Origin of the sequence: Helicobacter sp. MIT 05-5294 (assembly GCF_000765675.1) — a bacterium.
Classification (GTDB): Bacteria; Campylobacterota; Campylobacteria; order Campylobacterales; family Helicobacteraceae; genus Helicobacter_D.
In genome coordinates, this window is the sequence record NZ_JRPA02000008.1 from 29,668 (window position 1) to 48,824 (window position 19,157).

Below are 19,157 nucleotides of genomic sequence, written 5' to 3' on the forward strand. Positions count from 1 at the left end.
CAATGACACAATAGAAGAGATACTTAGAAATTAAGAATATTCAAAAACCCCAAGCAAGAAGCTTGAGGGATTTTATTTATACAAAAGCAACTGCAACGAATCCTAAGATAACGCTAAATGCAATCGCCAAAATGCCCGGAATCAAGAATGCATGGTTAAAGATATAATGCCCGATTCTTGTTGAGCCTGTGTCGTCCATTTGCACCGCACCAAGCAAAGTTGGATAAGTAGGCAATACAAAGAGTGCAGAAACTGCGGCAAATGAAGCAACAATCATATAAGAATCTCCCGGATTTGCTGCGCTAATACCAAGTGCTGCAATCACCACTGGAGTAATAGCTTTAGCAGTCGCTGCTTGAGAGTATAGTAAAGTTGCAGCAAAGAAATAAGCAACAGCTAATAAAGCTGGAATTTGTTTAACCAAATCGCTTGAAAGCTCACCAATTTGTGTTTTATAGCCATCTACGAAAGTATTTCCAAGCCAAGCCACACCAAGCACACACACGCACGCAATCATACCGCTTTTAAATACGCTAGATTCAGTGATTTTACCCACTTCAATTTTGCAAAGAATCGTGATAAAAGTCGCAACTCCAAGCATAAAGCTCATAATCGCCGCATCTCTAGGAACTATAACATTTTCAATTAAAACAGGCTTACCGCCAATTTTTGAAATTGCAGTCGCATAGAGAACAACCAATAAAACGCCAACCAAAAAGATACCAACAGAGAGTTTTGCACCTTCTTTAAGTTGCATATTTTGTGCGCCAACAGAGGGTTTTACCAAGCCTTTTGCTAATCTATCTTGATACACAGGGTCTTTGCTTAAATCAAGATTTGAGAACATTGTAACAATGAATGCAGTGAGCATACAACCGATAAATGTAGTTGGAATCCAAATTGCCAACAATAGCGGATAGCTCCAACCCAATGGCTCTAATGCGCCTGTCATATACACAACTGCGGCAGATACAGGAGATGCAGTAATTGCAATCTGACTTGCAACAACCGCGATAGAAAGTGGCGCAGAAGGTTTAATGTTTTGCTCTTTTGCTACTTCCACGATAACCGGAATCATAGAAAACGCAGTGTGTCCTGTCCCTGCTAAAATCGTTAGAAAATAAGTAACGGTAGGTGCAAGGTAGTTAATGTATTTTGGATTAGAACGCAAGATTCGCTCGGCAATCTGAACCAAATAATCCAAACCTCCTGCAAGTTGCATTGCAGAAATTGCAGCAATAACAGACATAATAATCAAAATAACATCCCATGGAATCGCGCCGGGCTTCATACCAAGCGCAAGTCCTAAAATCACAACGCCTAAACCTCCGGCGTAACCAATTCCGATTCCTCCAAGTCTAATCCCTACAAAAATCGCACCAAGTAGCACAATCACTTGTAGGATAAGCATTAACATTTCCATTTATTTTCCTTATTTTTTAGATTTCATTTGCGGATTAAGCATATTTTTTGGGTCTAGGATTTTGTCAATCTCTTCTTTAGGAAGATAGCCTCTTTCCAAACAAATATCCGCGACAGATTTGCCTGTTTGCAATGCTTCTTTTGCCATACTAGCGGATTTTTCATAGCCTAGCACAGGATTGAATGCAGTTACGATTCCAATAGAATTAAGCACAGATTGTTTGCAAGCTTCAGGATTCGCTGTTAAACCTTTGATTGCTTTTTGAGCTAAAGTTCTCATTGCATTTTCTAGCACAGTTACAGAATTGAAAAGCGCGTAAGCAATGCCGGGTTCAAACGCGTTGAGTTCAAACTCGCCTCGCTCACTACAAAGCATAATGGTTACATCATTCCCAATCACTTCATAGCAAGCTTCGCCTACTACTTCACAAATTACAGGATTTACCTTTCCGGGCATAATAGAGCTTCCGGGCTGCATTTTTGGCAAATTTACTTCGCCCAAACCGCATCTAGGACCACTATTCATAAGACGAATGTCGTTTGCGATTTTAGAAAGTCTCACCGCTGCGGTTTTAAGCGCACCACTAACATGCACAAAATCCGCTGTATCTTGAGTTGCAGCGATAAAATCATCTGCGGGTTTAAACTCTACCCCTGTGATTTCTTTTAGTTTTTTCTCTACAACAAACTTGTAATCTGGGTGGCAGTTAATCCCTGTTCCAATCGCAGTTGCGCCCATATTAAGCACCGCCATAGATTCTCTTGCTGCTTTGATTTTGGCAATATCACTTTTGATATAACTCGCAAACGCATTGAATGTATTACCAAGTGTGGTTGGCACAGCGTCTTCTAACTCTGTTCTTCCCATTTTGATAACATCTTTCCATTCTTTTGCTTTCACTTCTAGCTCATTTTTTAATTCTTCCATAGCTTCTAGCAAATGTCCCAATTTCTCGTGAGTTGCGACTTTAATAGAACTTGGATAGGTATCATTTGTGGATTGTCCCAAGTTTGTATGATCATTTGGGTGTAAATACTGATACTCACCTTTTTTATGCCCTATACTTTCTAGCGCAATATTTGTAATTACTTCATTCACATTCATATTTGTGGAAGTTCCCGCACCGCCTTGCATCATATCTACTACAAATTGATCAATAAACTCACCAGCAATCAATCTATCCGCAGCTTTCGCAATCGCATCTGCTTTATCTGCGTCAAGCACTCCTACCTCTTTGTTTGCTAATGCAGCTGCCTTTTTGATTTGTGCAAATGCTTTGACAAAAAAAGGATAGTTTTTAAGAGTTCTTCCAGTCATTTTGAAGTTTTCTAAAGCTCTGAAAGTTTGAACTCCATAATACACGGAATCGTCAATTTCTAACTCGCCGATGAAGTCATGTTCTTTTCTAGTTCCCATGATAACCCTTCTTATAATTAAATTAAAGATTAACCTTGAATAATCTTTGTAAAATAGATATTACACCTAATATTTTATATTTTTCATTAATCTAAAAATATAAAAAAAATATTTTATTTTTATTTAATTTTTCTTCAAGATTCCACACCTAGACTCATATACAACGATTCCAAATGCCACGAAAGTTGCACACAAAATCCCAAGAGGATAAGATAAAATCACTCCATTAAATCCATAAATTTTAGGCAAAATCATCACAAAACAAAGCGCGAAAAACAAAGTATAAGCAAAGGTGATAATAAAAGAACTTAAGGTGCGCTGGATAGATTGAAAAAAAATCGCACTCACAATATTAACACCTAATAAAATATAGCCTAAAAAGTATAGTTTCATCGCGTTTTGCGTTTCTTCTACTAGATTCATATCTCGCAGCACAATATCATCAGGCAAAAACCACATTACAAGAAAAGGGGCACAAATAAACGAAAGTAAATAAAGCGAGATTCCACCCAAAAAACTAAAAACTAAACCAAAGTTAAAGATTCCGCGCACCCTCTCCATAAGCTTCGCGCCATAGTTGAAACTCGCAATCGGTTGCACTCCTTGCGCCATAGAAAGCAGAATCGTAAAAGGAATAATCCCGACATACATTAACACACTATAAATCGCCAACCCCCTATCTCCCGAGATTCCTTCAATCGTATGGTTAAAAATTAACATCATCAAACTCACGCTAATTTCCGAACTACTTTGGGGGATTCCGTTTTTCGTTGCTCCCAAAAGTGCGTAAATATCAAAGGCTCTAATCAAATACAAATCGCCCTTTTTGCGCAAAAAATGTTGCAACAAAATACACATTCCAATCCCGTGTCCTAGTAGAGTAGCCAAAGCACTACTTGCAATTCCAAGCTCAAACACAAATAGAAAAAAATAATTAAAGACGATATTCGCCACCGAACCCACAATCATCGCCACCATCGCAAGAACAGGCTGTTTGTCATTAATCGCAAAAATATCCAACATAGGGTGCAAGACGATAATGAATGCCCCCAAATAAATCACTTCAGTGTATTGACGCACAAGAGGCAAAAGCGTCTCACTGCTTCCAAGAAGCAAAGCAATAGAATCGCTATAAAAATACAGTGCGATTCCGCCTATTATGCTTGTGCTTAGGGCAAAATAAAACACACTGCTAAAGACAATCCGCGCCCGAAATGCTTTGCCCCGCCCTAAAAAATAAGAAGCCATTGCGGCAGCTCCCACGCTAAAGAGCAATTCAAATGCGATGAGAATCGGGAAAATAGGCCATGCAATTCCAATGGCTGCAAGTGCGTTTTCGCCGAGCTTTTTGCCAACAAAGATTCCATCAATCGTAGAATAAGTAGAAAGCGCAAGCATCGCAATAAGCGAGGGCAAAAAATAAGATAAAAATAGCTTTGGAATCGCAGTTGTTTTAAGATTTGCTTTTTTCATTTAGGCGTTTTACTCCCAAGTTTAGCGGATTGATATTGTTTTGTTGGCAATATTATACAATGGAATCTACAAGGATTCAAGCTAAAACTAGAGCAAAAATCATAGTGCAATTTGTGGAACAAATTGCACCCACACTTGCAAATCTATAATGTGGGATTCTGCTACTGCATCATTGCGAGAAGTCTAGACTTAGAATAAAAAGTTATATCCCACAGAAAAACTGATATTTGAGGTTTGCCCCAAGTCAAGTTTGGTGTTTGTTGGACTTCCATTTACTTCTATGTTATCCTCTTCCTCACCTAGATTCAGTCTATTAGCACTCACGGCAAACTCCAACTCACTATTGCCCATTTCATAAATCGCTCCTGCTTTCACGCCATAAGTAAATCCTGTGAAATCCAAAGACCCCATAGAACTATCGCCAATTACAAAACTTCCGCTATCAAACTTTGCCTTTACCAAACCTGCATTCACACCCAACAATCCGCGCCAATTTGTCGTATTTGGCACTCTTGGAGTGAAGGCGTAGCCAAGTGTAAGCGTCTGATAAGAGAATCCATTTTTCTTTAAATTATATTCAAAATTTGCCAAGATTCTATGATTTTCATTAAGCAAATAACCCCCTTGCACACCAAATCCAAACTGCTTTTCACTTAATTTATGAGTTTGGGATTCATAACCTGCAACATGCAACTCCGCGTCAGAATCCGACAAGTTATAAATACCATAAATCCCCAAAAGACGATTCCGCCGCTCTTCATAAAGCGGGTGGGTGTTGCTTTGTGAAGCATAAACTCCATTTCTCTCACTATAACCAAACCCAAAGGAAACTACACAAACCAATAGTAATAAAAACCGAATCATCAAGCAATCCTTTTAGACTTTTAAATTCTCTCTAGCAAAAAGGATTCCACTTGCGATTGATTGCCCAAGATTCCGCTTTGTGCCATTGTGAAAATTACAATGCAATTCGCGGAAATGGCACAATGGAGATTCTATAATTTCTCTCAATGACGCCTTAGCGCACTCTCTCGTCATTGCGCAGAGCGTAGCGACAAAGCAATCCATAATATAGAATCTCGCCATTGTAGAATCCTATTTTATTTAAGATTATAGATTGCCACGACTTCTATGGAGTCTCGCAATGACGCAGTAGAACACGAACGCTTTATAGACTTATGGACCGCCACACTCACCAATGCTTACTCGCAATGACGGGTAGGATTCCACAATGCAAGGCTATTTTGTCTCTAGTATAGAGTGGAATCTCGCAGCGGAGTGAGATGATATTTCTAGTGTTCTTCCAAAAGCGTAATGGCTTGCTTAGAAGTCTCTTCAATAACTTCAAAGATTTTTACGATAGATTCGGCATTTTCCTTAGTTAGCGGTTCTTTGAGTTTCGCTAAGGCTTGATTGGTGTTTTCTAGTAAAGCAACTTTCGTGCGATTCAGACTTGCGATGTCCAAATCTCCGATTTTTCGGATAGAATCCTCATCATCTAAATATTTGGAAATTGGGTTGATTTCATTGAAATTGCAAGTTTCTCTTTTGTGGTCAAAACTTAGATAAAGATTAGATTTATATACAATATGTTCTAGCTTGGAAACGCTAAGAAGCAATTTGCTAGAGAGTTTGTTAAAGACTTCTTGGAGCGTCGCAGTGGTGCTTTCCATACCGCTAAAGATTTCGTTAAAATCCGCGATAGATTTATGGGTAGAACTCGCAAACTCCGATACTTTGCCGAAATTATCCTGAATCCCTGCGATTTCTTGTTGCATAGTTTGGACGACAATAGAAATATCATTAGTTGCTTTTTGCGTTTTTTCTGCAAGTTTGCGCACCTCATCAGCCACGACTGCGAATCCGCGTCCATGTTCTCCCGCGCGTGCAGCTTCAATACTCGCATTGAGCGCGAGTAGATTTGTTTGGTTGGCAATATCTGCGATGATTTCTACTACCGAATTAATATCTTTGGACTTTTGCGTGAAACTCTCTATCGTGCTAGAATTGTCGTTAATAATATCCATTAATCTATCTATGGATTCCGTGATAGAAGCCACATCTTTTTGGGAGTTTTTAGCCGAAGTTGTGATATTGGTAACATTTTCATTCACGATTTCCATATGCTGCATATCGCCATCTAAATCAAAGGAAATTTTCGTGAGATTCTCATTTTGGCTACCCAAACTCATATCCATAAGGGATTTTGCAAGTGCGTTAGAGATATTGTCTTTTGCATTTTCTTTGATTTTGGTTAAAGCATCGTTGATACCATTAATATTAGAAATAAACGCCCCCTTTAATCCTTGCGGAATCGCGAGACGAAAATATTTCCCCTCTTGAGAATATTTAATCGCTGTTGAGATTTCACGCATAAAAGCTTCTAAATTGTCCGCGACATTGTTTAAAGTGTTGGCAATCGTGCGCAAATCCAAATCTCCATAAACCTCTAAAACACGCGCTTCAAACTTACCTTGCTGATAGAGGCGTGAGACTTTTAGGATTTTTTGAATCAACTCTTCGCGTTTTCTAAATTTGATGAGACTTAGCAGGAAGATGATTCCAAGTGCGACAAAAAATACAAGATTAACGCTAAAACCTTTGAATAGAATCTCTACAACAAACCCAAGCAAACTTAGTGCGATTCCGCTAAGCAAAAAGATTTTCATCGGTAGCCTCCTACTTTTCCTTCGTTTTGCAGATTAATCATCAATTCGTCCCAAGAAATTTGATTTTTGGCTAAAAAGTCTAAGACAAACTGCACACCTGCTTCCATTCCTTTGTCCTTTTCAATCTCTAAGAGTGTTTGATAAATGCCTTGCAAGGTTTCTACGCCTTTTTTACTCGGGCGTCTGCGCACAGAATAATAACTGATAACTTTGCCATTTTCATCATACGATGGGGTAATGTTGGCAAAAACCCAATAAGTGTTTCCGGTTTTGGAGAGATTGCATACAAAAGCGAAAAATTCCAACTCTTGATACATAAAATCCCACAGCAATTTAAAAGCGCAACGAGGCATTAAGGGGTGGCGGATTAAATTGTGCGGTTTATGGAGAAATTCTCTTTCGGTAAATCCGCTGAATCTAACAAAGTCTTGATTGCCATAGGTGATTCTGCCTTGTAAGTCTGTTTTGGAAGTGATGAGAGTATCGTCATTGAGGAAAATTTCTTTGCTCAAATCAAAGGTGCGGGTTCTGTGCATAATGCGTTCCTAGTGTTGTAGAAGTCAATAATGCTAATTATATATAGAAATTTAATAAAATATCAATTAAAAATAAGATTGAATTTTATTTTTGGTTTTTATTGGGGAGAATATTCTCAAAAACTATTTAAAGTTAAAGAAATTTTTATATAATTTTATTTTCAGAGAAAACAAAAGGCGAAATTGTGGCAAATCAATCAATGGACAATCAAGAATTTTTAGACCCTAATAAAGCATTAAAACTCTATGATTTGGATATTTTTACGCTTGGCAAAATGGCGGATTCCATTCGGCAAGACTATTTTGGCAAAAAAGTGTTTTTCAATTCCAACCGCCATATCAATCCTACGAATGAATGCGCAGATGTTTGCAAGTTTTGTGGGTTTTCTGCGCATCGTAAGAATCCCAATGCTTATACAATGAATCAAGAGGAGATTTTAAGAATCGCAAGAGATTCCATAGAAGCAGGAGCATTAGAACTCCATATCGTAGGTGCGCATAATCCAAAGCTAAATCTAGAATGGTATTTAGAGCTTTTTAAAACGCTTAAAGCCAATTTCCCACAAATCCATATCAAAGCCCTAACCGCAGCAGAAGTGAATTATCTAAGCGTCTTAAGCGGCAAATCTTATGAGGAAGTTTTGAAGTTAATGGCGCAAAGTGGCGTGGATTCTATGCCCGGTGGGGGGGCGGAGATTTTTGATGAAAAGATTCGCGCGTTTGTTTGTAAGGGCAAAGTAGATTCTACAAATTGGCTTAAAATCCATAAAATTTGGCATAGTTTAGGCAAAAAATCCAATGCGACAATGCTTTTTGGACATATAGAATCCCGCGAACATCGCATTGATCATTTATTGCGTCTTTATTATGCGCAAGAGGATAGCGGAGGATTCAATGCCTTTATTCCGCTTGTCTATCAAAAAGAAAATAATTTTTTAAATGTCAAAAACTTCCCAAGTGGGCAAGAGATTCTAAAAACAATCGCAATTGCTAGAATCTTGCTACCCAATATCCCGCATATTAAGGCTTATTGGGCGACTTTGGGGCTAAATTTGGCAATGGTTGCCCAAGAGTTTGGCGCAGATGATATTGATGGCACGATTCAACGCGAAGCAATCCAAAGTGCAAGTGGGAGCAAAAGTGCCAATGGAATCTTAAAAGATGAATTAATAGCACAAATCAAAAACGCAGGATTTACGCCTGTCGAGCGCGATAGTTTGTATAACGAGATTCGTTTGTATTAGAAGTTTGTGGAATCTAAATTTAAGGAGGAAAAATGCAGTATTATAGCTACGAAATGTTTAGGGAAGATATGAAAGAATTGGTGGATAGGATTGATTTTAATCCCGATGCAATTGTTGCGATTTCTCGCGGAGGGCTGACAATGGCGCATTTTTTAGGAATCGCATTGGATTTAAGACGCGTTTATACAATTAATGCGTCTTCGTTCTTTAACAAAGTGCAACAAGAGATTCAGATTTCAAATATTCCGGAACTTGGCGGAAATGGGCGCGTTTTGATTGTTGATGAAATTGTAGATAGTGGCACAAGCATGGAAAAGGTTTATAGCATTTTAAGCGCGATTAACTCCAACATAGACTTTAAAACCGCATGTATTTTCCATAAACCAACCGCGCAATTCAAACCGGATTTTATCGTGCGTGAGGCGAATGATTGGGTGGAATTTTTTTGGGAAGTGGATATTGTGAAATCCTTGCGTGAGGAACAAAAATAGGGCGTCAAAGCAATGCAGGGCGATAACGAAAGAAATGTGAAAATTAGTAGCATAAGGAGTGGTTGTGAGACAAACGATTGATTTGCTTAAGGCGCACAATGAGATAAAAATTATTACAGAACCTTTAGATGTGGAATTAGAGATTCCACATTTGGCTTATTTGGAAGTCAAACGCAAAGAATCCAAAGCCTTGCTTTTTGTCAATCCGATAGATAAAGCAAACAAAATCAGCTATGAAACGCCTGTGCTGATGAATCTATTTGGGAGTTTTTCTCGTGTGCAATTACTAATAGGCGATACAAAAGAAATCGCACAAGAAGTCGCAGGATTCCTAAAACTCAAACCTCCAAAATCCATTAAAGAAGCTTTGGGATTCCTCCCAAAAATGCTAAATCTGCGCTTTTTAGCTCCTAAAATCTCCAAAGAAAAAGGCTTATGCCAAGAAGTAATCCATAGAGGCACAGAAGTGAATCTCGCTGAAATTCCTATATTAAAAACTTGGAGCGAAGATGGCGGAAGATTCATCACAATGGGACAATGCTATACGCAAAGTTTAGATGGCAATGTGCGGAATCTTGGAATGTATCGTTTGCAAGTTTATGATAAGAACCATTTGGGTTTACATTGGCAGATTCACAAAGACAGCGTGTGTTTGCTAGAGGAATACCAAAAGGCAAACAAAAAAATGCCTGTGAGCATTGCCATTGGCGGAGACCCGCTTTATACTTGGTGTGCAACCGCGCCAATGCCTTATGGCTTGTTTGAATTAATGCTTTATGGGTTTATCCGCAAAAGCCGCGCGAAAATGGTGCGCTGTGTGAGTAATGAACTCTGCGTCCCTTATGATGCGGATTTTGTGATTGAGGGATTCGTAGAACCCGGTGTAATGCGTGATGAGGGGAGATTTGGAGATCATAATGGATTCTATACTCCGATTGAACCTTATCCTGTGCTAGAAGTGAGCGCAATCACGCATAAAAAAAATCCGATTTACCTCGCAACCGTGGTTGGCAAACCGCCTTTGGAGGATAAATATTTGGGATTCCCGACGGAAAGAATCTTTTTGCCACTTTTGCAGACAACAACGCCCAACCTGATAGATTATTATATGCCAGAAAATGGGGTGTTTCATAACTTGATTTTGGCAAGTATCCATTCTCGCTTCCCGCGTGTTGCACAGCAAAGTATGCACGCGTTTTGGGGAGTGGGGCAAATGAGCTTTGTAAAACATGCGATTTTTGTCGGAGAGGACGCTCCTCGTTTGCAAAGCGCAGAAATTGTTCCTTATATCTTAAATCGTTTTGCAGTGGAGAATTGTTTAGTCAGTGAGGGCGTATGTGATGCGCTTGACCACGCCTCTCCAAACTTCGCAGAAGGAGGGAAATTAGGCTTAGATTGCACACGCGCTTTAGAAGTGGAAAATCCGCTAGAGCTGCTTAATGAAACGCAGTTGCGCGGAATCTTAAATGAGGCTTTAAGTGCTAGTGGGGAAGTTAGAAATGTGCGACAAATCTATCCAGAGACAAAGAATCCGATTGTATTAGTTGGATTAGACAAAAAAGAAAGTCTTAAAAAATCCTTTTTGGCATTAGAACAAGCTTATTTAGGGAGTTTGTCTTATGATTTGAAAAGCAACGCAGAATCCTCTTGCGCTTTTGTGGAATCCTGCACGGAATCTTTGGTGCAAAATATCCAAAAAATGCAAGAAAGTCTGCGGATTGTGATTATTGTAGATGCGCGGAAGAATGATTTGGAGAATCTCTACTTGTTGCTTTGGCGCGTGGTAAATAACATTGATGTCAAGCGTGATATGAAAATCATCGGGAAAATTTTACTACTTGATGCGTGCGATAAAGATGCGCGTGATGGTTACCACCGCGAGTGGCCCAAAGAAACCGATTGTTCGCGCGAAGTTTTAGAGCGATTAGAAAAGCTTGGATTGCTTAAGGAATTTGGCGATTTGGATAAATTTTATCGTGCTTTTGCTATTGATAAGTCTTATTGTTAAAAGTATGAAGTTTTACTTGACAATTTTTAAGTAAAATTTCACATAAAAGAAATGGACTTGAAGGTGAAATGATGAATGCGAATTTACAAGCAAAAGCAATGAATCAAACGCGCAAAAATTGGCTTAAAAACCTTAATGCAGAGATTATGGAGTTGCGTTATAATGGCTTAAAAGATAGCGCAATCAAAAGAAATATGCACAAAAAGTTTCGCGAATATTCTAGTATGACAGAACTTTTTGTGGGATTCTTGTTTTTTATGGTTTTGCTAAACTTGGCGGGATTTGGGTTGCATATTGGTTATGCAATCTTAATGTGGGAAGTTGATATTTATGAGTTTAGCACGAACTTTTCTCCCTATATTTCTATGGTGATTTTTGGGATTTTATGTATCGTGCTTGTGGGGCTTTTTGTTTTTTGGATTCAATTCTTCGCGGATTTTTTGAAGTTTTATAAAACGCTCAATGATGCGCTAGAAGAGCAGTTTTACCTCAAAGTCATCAAGGCATTTTTGATTTTGGGATTTATTGGGTTTGTGATTTTTATGATTATGGTGTTTTTTGTGGGAATGCAGATTTCAGAAGTTTATGGTATGCCGCTGGGACGCGGACTTTATGAAGTATTAGGAGAAATTTTCGATTGATAGAAATTGGTGTTTGCAAAGAACTTAGGATTGTGCGTTTTGCCAAAGTAGGCGCGTATTTGCAAAGTGGAAGCGAAGAAGTATTACTGCCCAACAAATATTTGCCAAAAGACGCAAAAATAGAGGATAAACTACAAGTTTTTTTATATACGGATTCCGAAGATCGTCCCATAGCGACGACTTTGACGCCTAAAGCCCAAAGAGGAGAAATCGCCGCGCTAAAAGTAGTGGATAAAAATAACTTCGGTTGTTTTTTGGATTTAGGAATCGCCAAAGATATTTTTATGCCGACAAACTCTCCGCAAAAATATCCTTTGGGTAGCCAAGCGGTAGTGTTTGTGAGTGTAGATAGAGAGAATCGCTTGATTGCAAAGGAAAATATCAAACCCTATTTGAACAATTTTCAAGAAAAGCTTAGGCATTTTAAGGTTGGTTTTCAAGTCAAGATTCTACCCTTTAGAATCTCTCCTTTAGGATATGAATGTGTAATAAATGGCTTAAATTTGGGGTTGTTGCACAAAAATGAAGTCTTTGGAAAACTGCCACTTGGTGAGCAGAAAGATGGGTTTATCAAACGCATTTATCCTGATGGTAAATGTGATTTAAGCCTTAAGAATCCTATCCAAAAAACTTCTAGTATCCAAGAGGGCAAGAAAGTTTTGGAGATTTTGCGCCAAAAGGGCGGGAAGTTGAATCTGCATTATGATAGCGACCCTAAAGAGATAGAATTGGTTTGCGCAATGAGCAAAAAAGCCTTTAAACGCGCCTTAAGTGCTTTGCTTAAAGCCAATAAAATCACCCTGATTCCAAAGGCTGGGATTGAGTTGCTGTAAAAACATTGGAATCTTTAGATTTAATTTTTGCTTTGAGATAAAAACTTAATGAGCCTTTGCGTGGAGATGATAGCCTATTTTCTATCACTCACAAAGCCTAATGTGCATAATATGATAAGATTTTTTGCTTTTTCCTAGAATCTTCCCCCAACCCAACCTAGCCGTCGTGTTGTCTCCTAAAATAAATTTAAGCTTGTCGCTATCTTTGACTTTGAGATACAAATCAACACAAAATTCATTGTTTGTTAGAAACATAATACTTTCTCGCAAGTCGTTGTATTTTGGCTTTTTGGGCAAATATTCAATGGCTTGCATATATTCAATATCTTGAATCAAGATTGCGATTTTATCCTGATAAGACAAGAATTTATCGCCTAAAATAAAGTTTCTACCAAGAATATGATTTTTGATTCCTAGAGAATTTTTTTGTGATTTTTGGATTAGAATCCTATGCGGTATATTTTCTATAATACTTAGTTTGTTATGCAGGTTAAAATTACTTTGCAATACCCTTTCAATGTAGTATTTAGGTCTTCTTAAGCTTAATAGAATCGGGGAGAAAGGAAGATATTTTTTAGCAATTTCTTTGTTGCTAATCCCCAAAATTGAAAACAATATCTTAGAAATAGAATCGCTAAAGTCTTTTGTAAATGAGCGCGGATAACCTTTTAGGCTAATGGTTTCAAAAAATATCCATAAAATGTAATGGTTGAAAAAATCAAAAAATAATGTCCAACCCTCGTTTCCATCTTCATTTCTGGATAATTTGTCAAGCATATAAGAAGGCAAATGAGAAGAGCTTCCATGCAATCCCATAAAATTCACCATTATTTCTACCAAAAATTCTTTATTTTCATTGAAAATCGTGAAGTCTATTTCTTTGTTTGGGTGTTTAAGGCTTTTGTTGCTTCTTAGGAAAATCTCGTCTTTGTTGTAGATTTTTAAAAGCCTTTTTAAAAGTTTATGAAATGAAGCAGATGAGGCGGGATTCATAGGATTGCTTTTTTACCAAAAGAAGCGGGATAGTATAGGATTTCGTTTGAATCCAAGCATTTAATCTTGAGTTCGCAAAAAGAATTAATACTTGCAAAAGATGAAAGAAATTTGGACAGGATAAGCCCTAAGCGATAAACTTCCCCTAGAGAATAAAAGTTGGAATCCTTGATAAAAAAAATCGCCATTGTTCCCTTTTTGATAATCTGCTCATCAACCAAATAAGTGCTTTTGCTTTGAATCTTTATAATAGATTCTCTCAAAATTGCATACGCTTCTAGATTTTCCCTATCATCAGCGAAACTATAACTTTCTAAGACGCTAAAAAACGAAGTTTTATCTAGCATGGTTTGATAGCTAAAAGAAAGAATCGAGACTAGTTTCCAAAGCAAATTACCATCTGTCTTGTAACTCCGCATAATACTTGGAATCTTGATGTTTTTTGTAAAAATATCAGGAAGATTGCAAGAGTTAATATCTCCTATCTTCAAGGTAGAGGGCAAGTTTTTGTTGCAACATAGTGCATCAATCGTGATGGTTTCTATCTGATTTGTTTCAGAGAAAAACGAGATTACTTTGTAGGTTTCTCCTTTGGAATTTCTTTTGTTGGCTGTAGCATAAAATTCATTTTCACTCTCTTGTAGGAATCTAAATCTTTCAAAGCCATGATAGTTTTTTAGGATTCTTCTTCCTGAATCACTATTGTGCGCCCTTACCTGCTTAATGCTAAGAATCTCGTAAGAATCGGGCTTGGATCTATCTATAAAGATTCTTTCTCCGTCATTGTTATGCCTGTAAATGATTGGTTCGGCACTCTTTTCAAAGACATTGACAATAGGCGTAATACTAGTAGAAAATAGCTCTTTTCTAATAACGCATTCTTCAGGAAAAGGTTTTGTGAATTTAAATTCAATAGTAAATCTCTTGCCCATACAATTTTGCAGAATCTCTAAACCCTTAATACAAATGAAATTAAATTTTTCTGGAATGAAAAAATATTCGCGCAAAAGCGAAAATGCTTCAAATCCTAATTCATTGTAAGACAAACAGCTTTCCTCTGGATTTAATCCCATTCTGCAAATATCATAAATATTCAATCTAAAAATCTCATTGGTATCCAAAGAAACGACTTTTATCTGATGAAGATAAAGGTGAAAATACATTAATAAGGTGCTAGAGATATAAACATCATCTCCAAGATATAGCATTAACTTTTCTAAATGAATCTCTGAAAGATTGATATTTTCTTTGCTCACTTTAAAGCTTAGATTGAGAGTGTGGAATTGCCTTTCGTTGCTTATAGAGGCATTTTCAATAACAAGCGGATACAAATGCACATCATAGATGGTTTTAAACAGACATTCACATTGATGTGTTGCAGAGGATTTGACATAAGTTCCTTTGGGAATAAAAGCATAATTGTCTTTGTTGTTTTTATCAAAGCTAAATTCCTGCATACACAAAGAAGGCAAAGGGCTTGTATAGTTTGGAGAAATGATATTAATAAGGGATTCCGCAATATAAGGGATATTTTGGTCCATTTCTTGATGAATTTTAGAGGTTAGCACGGCTAAGTTTTCAATCATTCTTTCAACATCAGGATCTTTGCTATCATACGCTAAAAAAGGGGCTAATTTTGGGTATTTTTTAATAAACAATTCCCTTGTTTCATGGAGATAAGCGATTTCTTTTTGGTAGTAGAAAAGATTGTCCTTATTCACTAAAATACCTCGCAATAGCGGTTATTTCTAAAAACAATCTCTATATTAATTTCTTGAAAACTATCGTTATGTAAAATACAGCGCAAAGCAAATGTGAGCTGCCAAGGGCTTAGATGATTGTCGCAGCCAATATAGGTTACTTTGACGCGTCGTTCATATTTTTCTATGAGCCTATGGATTTCTCGCGCCATTGCAGAACACAACTCACTTGAGTTTAGCCCGAGTTCTGCGAGACTTGACATTCCCAAATCCCTTGTGCTTAGGCAATCATCAAGTTTTGTGTTTAGCAATAACCCAATATTGTTTTTTATATCTTTATGTTGGTTCTGATGAAAAGGAACTCCTTGGTATTGATCATCTAACTCGTGAATAACTTTATCTAACAGCGACATTATTCTTTATCTAGCTTGCCTACGAGCGAGAGTTCAAAATTGCCTCCCATATATTTAAAGTGTGGGCGGACACTTAAGCCAATCTTATACCAACCAGCTTCACCCGGAATATTCTCTACATTGATTTTAGCACCTCTAAAAGGGCGTCTGCTTCTGACTTCTGCAGGTGGATTCTCTTGGTCTGAAATATATTGTCTTACCCATTCATTCAATCCATTTTCTATATCACTTCTTTCTTTCCAACTTCCAATCTCTTCCCTTTGCAAGACTTTTAGATAATGCGCCAATCTTGAAATCAAGAAAATATAAGGGAGTTGTGTTCCTAAGCGGTAATTTGTTTCCGCCTCTTTGCCTTCAGGCGTGTTGGGAAACACCTTTGGTTTTAGAGCGGAATTTGCAGAGAAGAAAGCTGCATTGTTGGTATCTCTGCGTAAGGTTAATGTGATAAATCCAGCCTCTGCTAATTCATATTCTCTTCTATCGGTGATTAAGACTTCTGTTGGAATCTTGGATTGTAAAGTGCCAAAATTTTCGTAAAAGTAAGTGGGTAAATCTCTCACGCTTCCGCCGCTTTTTGGACCAATAATATTACCGCACCATCTGTATTTGGCAAAACTTTCTGTCAATCTTGTTGCAAACGCATACGCAGAATTTCCCCATAATAAGTGGTTGTGGGATTGATGGACATCTTCTTTGTAGTTAAAAGATTTGATAGGATTCTCTTCCGGATCATAGGGCGAGCGCGTTAAGAATCTTGTTACCATAAGCCCTGCATATTTTGAATCCTCATTTTCTCTAAAGGTTCTCCACCTCGTATATTGCGGACCTTCTAGCAAACTATTTAAATCTTGGATATTTGCAAGTTCTGAATAGTTTTCAAGCCCAAAAAACTTAGGACTACAAGAGGTTAAAAAAGGAGCATGGCTCATCGCAGATACACTTGCCATTTTGTTTAGAAATGTCATATCTGGGCTTGATGCACTAAGCTGATAATCGCCAATAATCGCACCAACAGGCTCACCTCCAAATTGTCCATATTCAGCAGAGTAAATGTTTTTATAAATCACACTTTGAGTAATATCTGGATTGTTTTCAAAGTCTTCTAACACCTCTTCTTTGGTAACATTAAAAAGATTAATCTTGATGTTTTCGTTAAAATCCGTTCTTTCAACCAAAAAATGCAATCCGCGCCAAGTGGATTCTAGTTTTTGTAATTCTTCATTGTGCAAAATCTCGTCCATTTGCTTTGAAATTACATCATCTATGTGGGCAATCATTTCATCAAGGGCGAATTTATTGATTTTGTCTTCAACATTATCACTTTCAATAATCGCAGAAATAAACTCTGCAACCCCGCGTTTAGCGATACTATAACTCTCATCTTCTTGCGAAAACTTACTTTCTTTCATAATGTTTTCAATGATTGGCAAGTTCGTTTTTGTTTGCGCCATTTATTGTTCCTCGCTTTCTTCTTGCTTGATTTCTAAGAGTAATTTTTCTTTAGTATCTTTGTTTTTTAACGCTTCAAGCACGGCTTTTCTGAAATTTGGAATATTCCCCATCGGACCTTTTAAAGCCATTAAAGCTTCTCTTAGCTTAAGAAGTTTTGCAATCTCTGGAACTTGTTTTGCAATATTATCAGGAGAAAAATCTTTCATACTTGCTATATTTAGATGAATATCCAATTCTTCCGCACCATTATTTAGAGTGTTTTTGACATTAAATCTCGCGTTGATATTCAACTTTTCCATCACTTGATTGAAGTTGTTTTTATTAATCTGTAAAATCTCTCTTTCTTCCAATGGCTGCGCATTATCCGCACCTGTCAAATTAGACATTACCATTAGCTTTAAAGGTAATTCAACCTCTGCATTTTGCCCGTTTGTTTTCGCTTTGTATGTGATATTAATGCGCTCTTTTGGAGCATTTGAACCCTCAGACATAAGACAATCCTAAAATTTAGATTTATTTTCGCTTGAATTATAGTGAAAAAATAATAAATGTAATCTAATCTTTCTTTAATTTTTGTTGAATTGACAAATAATATTCTTTCAAATAATCTTTTAATAGCGTGTTTTCCATTTTATCTACAAGATAAGAATAGATTGCTTTAGCATTTTGATTCATCTGATTTTCTTCAAACAACTGACTCATTTCCATAAATGCGTTTAAATTAGAATACAAAGAATTATCAGAGTTTTCTTTATTGAGCTGCAAAAGATGCTGTTCTATGCTAAGTTTGGATTGCTTTTTTTTGCTTTTGGGTTGCGTCTCCTTATCAGAATACAAATCCTTAGCGAAGTATTGCAATGCAGAGTTGCTGCACAGATTTTCCCCATTTTGGAATTTTAAGTTTTTAAGATTTTGAAATTTTTTCAAAAAGGAATTGACTGAGAGTTTAAATGTCTTGCAAAGATTCTCTTTATGATTCTTTTCTAAAACTTCACAAAAAATTTGTAATCCGTCTATCCAAAAAGGTTGTAGTATTAGGTTTTTAACAAAAAACTTGATTTGTTCGGGATAGTTTTCGTTGTCGTTTTTTAACAATCTAATCAAATGAGAATCGGGGTATCTAATGTGCGTTATATTGTTATTATTCGGGGGCAAACTATGGATTCTTCCCCACATTGCTTCAAAAAACATTGCATAAGCATTGGGATTGTCCAAATCATTTTCTAAAAGCTCTAAGGTAATCTTCTCGCAAAAGATTCTATATTCTCTATCATCCAAAGAATTTATATTGATTTCTTTGGTATTTGCGTGGTGGGTTTGGTTGGTGATACTTTTGTTTTCTTGATTGTTTGTTGGAGTGGAAGAAGTATTTTTAAGTTCGGGAAAACTGCATTCTAAAATCGCTCCTAATTCTTTAAAAACAGCGTTAAATTCTTCTGTTTTTGCGAGATGAAAATCCGATTTATTTACCTCATCGACAAAGTTTTTCATCGCTGCAATGAATCGCTTTTTTTGGTTAGTAATGGCGAATCGCGATTCCTCTAAATTTTCTGAATCGCTTTTAAAAATCTTATTTAGAAAAACAAGAAATTCTAAGAGTTGGTTAAAGTATTCTACTTGGTTTAAATGAAGACAAGCAAGTGTAAAATAGTTACATATTTTCATATCTAAAGAATGCGAAGTTAGAATCTCTAATGAAGATTGATAAACTAGATTCCATTGGATTTTTTCATGGTTTAATGTCTTGTATTTAGACATTTCATCTTCTAGTATATTATAAATTTCTAGTTCGTTTGTTTGTTTGTTAAAATGCTCACAAAAAGCCATATTGCCATCTCCAAAACAAGATTCTTAAATCAAGGTAG

At 37.0% G+C, this 19,157-nt stretch carries 18 protein-coding genes; 5 read left to right on the top strand and 13 right to left on the bottom strand.

The window, feature by feature from the left end; genetic code table 11:
- Positions 1-76: 76 nt before the first annotated feature.
- From LS69_RS05350 to LS69_RS05380, 7 genes are all read right to left on the bottom strand, one after another.
- Positions 77-1,423: an anaerobic C4-dicarboxylate transporter gene (locus LS69_RS05350; protein WP_138122907.1), complete on the bottom strand. Its 1,347-nt coding sequence runs from the start codon at positions 1,421-1,423 to the stop codon at positions 77-79.
- A gap of 9 nt (positions 1,424-1,432) precedes the next feature.
- Positions 1,433-2,839, bottom strand: a complete 1,407-nt coding sequence (locus LS69_RS05355; protein ID WP_138122909.1) for an aspartate ammonia-lyase — start codon at positions 2,837-2,839, stop codon at positions 1,433-1,435.
- A gap of 123 nt (positions 2,840-2,962) precedes the next feature.
- Positions 2,963-4,312, bottom strand: coding sequence for an MATE family efflux transporter (locus LS69_RS05360; protein ID WP_138122911.1), 1,350 nt, complete (start codon positions 4,310-4,312; stop codon positions 2,963-2,965).
- A gap of 189 nt (positions 4,313-4,501) precedes the next feature.
- Complete coding sequence (locus LS69_RS05365; protein ID WP_194145424.1) at positions 4,502-5,176, bottom strand: outer membrane beta-barrel protein; 675 nt, start codon at positions 5,174-5,176, stop codon at positions 4,502-4,504.
- Positions 5,177-5,188: 12 nt separating this feature from the next.
- Positions 5,189-5,398: a hypothetical protein gene (locus tag LS69_RS05370; RefSeq protein ID WP_138122913.1), complete on the bottom strand. Its 210-nt coding sequence runs from the start codon at positions 5,396-5,398 to the stop codon at positions 5,189-5,191.
- A 206-nt stretch (positions 5,399-5,604) separates the two neighbouring features.
- Positions 5,605-6,981 carry a methyl-accepting chemotaxis protein gene (locus LS69_RS05375; protein WP_138122915.1) on the bottom strand — a complete coding sequence of 459 codons (1,377 nt, stop codon included), beginning with the start codon at positions 6,979-6,981 and terminating at the stop codon, positions 5,605-5,607.
- Positions 6,978-7,517, bottom strand: a complete 540-nt coding sequence (locus LS69_RS05380) for a PAS domain-containing protein (protein WP_138122917.1) — start codon at positions 7,515-7,517, stop codon at positions 6,978-6,980. The genes LS69_RS05375 and LS69_RS05380 overlap by 4 nt, the downstream gene beginning before the upstream one ends.
- 200 nt (positions 7,518-7,717) lie before the next feature.
- Here LS69_RS05380 and mqnE point away from each other — a divergent pair, with 200 nt between their 5' ends.
- The 5 genes from mqnE to LS69_RS05405 all read left to right on the top strand — a co-directional run bounded on the left by mqnE (position 7,718) and on the right by LS69_RS05405 (position 12,734).
- Positions 7,718-8,761, top strand: a complete 1,044-nt coding sequence (gene mqnE / locus LS69_RS05385; RefSeq protein WP_138123025.1) for an aminofutalosine synthase MqnE — start codon at positions 7,718-7,720, stop codon at positions 8,759-8,761.
- A 32-nt stretch (positions 8,762-8,793) separates the two neighbouring features.
- Positions 8,794-9,252: a phosphoribosyltransferase family protein gene (locus LS69_RS05390; RefSeq protein ID WP_138122919.1), complete on the top strand. Its 459-nt coding sequence runs from the start codon at positions 8,794-8,796 to the stop codon at positions 9,250-9,252.
- Between the two features lie 64 nt (positions 9,253-9,316).
- Complete coding sequence (locus LS69_RS05395) at positions 9,317-11,260, top strand: menaquinone biosynthesis decarboxylase (RefSeq protein WP_138122921.1); 1,944 nt, start codon at positions 9,317-9,319, stop codon at positions 11,258-11,260.
- Between the two features lie 71 nt (positions 11,261-11,331).
- Positions 11,332-11,901 carry a hypothetical protein gene (locus LS69_RS05400; RefSeq protein ID WP_238699174.1) on the top strand — a complete coding sequence of 190 codons (570 nt, stop codon included), beginning with the start codon at positions 11,332-11,334 and terminating at the stop codon, positions 11,899-11,901.
- Positions 11,898-12,734, top strand: coding sequence for a S1-like domain-containing RNA-binding protein (locus tag LS69_RS05405; RefSeq protein ID WP_238699175.1), 837 nt, complete (start codon positions 11,898-11,900; stop codon positions 12,732-12,734). The genes LS69_RS05400 and LS69_RS05405 overlap by 4 nt, the downstream gene beginning before the upstream one ends.
- An 84-nt stretch (positions 12,735-12,818) precedes the next feature.
- Here the strand turns inward: LS69_RS05405 and LS69_RS05410 are convergent, their stop codons facing one another.
- The 6 genes from LS69_RS05410 to LS69_RS05435 all read right to left on the bottom strand — a co-directional run bounded on the left by LS69_RS05410 (position 12,819) and on the right by LS69_RS05435 (position 19,119).
- A complete protein-coding gene (locus LS69_RS05410; RefSeq protein WP_138122923.1) occupies positions 12,819-13,727 on the bottom strand; it encodes a type VI secretion system baseplate subunit TssG in 909 nt (302 codons plus the stop codon).
- The gene (gene tssF, locus LS69_RS05415) at positions 13,724-15,448 is read right to left on the bottom strand and encodes a type VI secretion system baseplate subunit TssF (RefSeq protein ID WP_138122925.1); all 1,725 of its coding nucleotides are present in this window, start codon (positions 15,446-15,448) and stop codon (positions 13,724-13,726) included. Before tssF ends, LS69_RS05410 begins: the two co-directional genes overlap by 4 nt.
- Positions 15,448-15,840, bottom strand: coding sequence for a GPW/gp25 family protein (locus tag LS69_RS05420; protein WP_138122927.1), 393 nt, complete (start codon positions 15,838-15,840; stop codon positions 15,448-15,450). Before LS69_RS05420 ends, tssF begins: the two co-directional genes overlap by 1 nt.
- A complete protein-coding gene (tssC, locus tag LS69_RS05425; protein ID WP_138122929.1) occupies positions 15,840-17,291 on the bottom strand; it encodes a type VI secretion system contractile sheath large subunit in 1,452 nt (483 codons plus the stop codon). The genes LS69_RS05420 and tssC overlap by 1 nt, the downstream gene beginning before the upstream one ends.
- Complete coding sequence (gene tssB, locus LS69_RS05430) at positions 17,292-17,783, bottom strand: type VI secretion system contractile sheath small subunit (protein ID WP_138122931.1); 492 nt, start codon at positions 17,781-17,783, stop codon at positions 17,292-17,294.
- 64 nt (positions 17,784-17,847) lie between these two features.
- Positions 17,848-19,119 (bottom strand): type VI secretion system domain-containing protein, encoded by a 1,272-nt coding sequence (locus LS69_RS05435; RefSeq protein WP_138122933.1) that lies wholly within the window; start codon positions 19,117-19,119, stop codon positions 17,848-17,850.
- Between the last annotated feature and the right edge of the window lie 38 nt (positions 19,120-19,157).